The sequence below is a fragment of the bacterium genome, from assembly GCA_029210965.1.
Taxonomy (GTDB): Bacteria; BMS3Abin14; BMS3Abin14; order BMS3Abin14; family BMS3Abin14; genus JALHUC01.
In genome coordinates this window covers 1-623 of the sequence record JARGFZ010000134.1, presented here as the reverse complement: position 1 = coordinate 623, position 623 = coordinate 1, and the positions used below count along the sequence as shown (strand labels likewise).

The window sequence follows — 623 nt, the reverse complement described above, 5'->3', positions numbered from 1 at the left end:
ATGTCACGAAACTTGGACTTTCAGGCTCATTTAGATATTTAATTCCGATACTTTTTCCCGAGGAGATACTTCCAACCATATTGTTGGACATGTGTAGAAATGCAATAGAAATGAGGAACACCGTAGTCCATCAAGGACAGTTTAAGATACATTTGGAAAAACTCCGCACCTATCTTGCTTCAATACGTGAAGTGTGCGAAATCTTTTTAACATACACATATGAATCAAGCTAAGCCGAAAAATGATTAGCTACATTGAATACTAATTCAAACGTAACTACTATTTCGGCAGAATCACGACTTCTAATCCGTAGGTCACAGGTTCGAATCCTGTCGGGCGTGCCAATGCAAACAAAGACCATCCCAATCGGGATGGTCTTTTTATTGGTGCGCCCGGCATGGCGCGTGGTGCTTATGCACCGTTCGGCTGGATGTGGTGTTCAGCTGATGACTTGGGGGTGCAAGTCCCCTACGGACCCCGATGGCGGGAACCGTTAGCCGAACAGCAAGGGTGTCCGGGGTGACCCGGAATCTGAAGGAAGCTGCAGGCAAAATCCTGGCCCGACGAACAGAAACCGCATATAAGGCAGCCACATCTGGGCGAGGGGGCCAAGAGACCCGAAG

Annotated in this window: 1 protein-coding gene; it reads left to right on the top strand. The window is 47.8% G+C overall.

Annotated elements, in window-relative coordinates; all coding sequences use genetic code 11:
• Positions 1 to 233: hypothetical protein (locus tag P1S59_14635; GenBank protein ID MDF1527461.1), on the top strand; the 233-nt coding region annotated here is incomplete at its 5' end.
• Positions 234 to 623 lie beyond the last annotated feature (390 nt).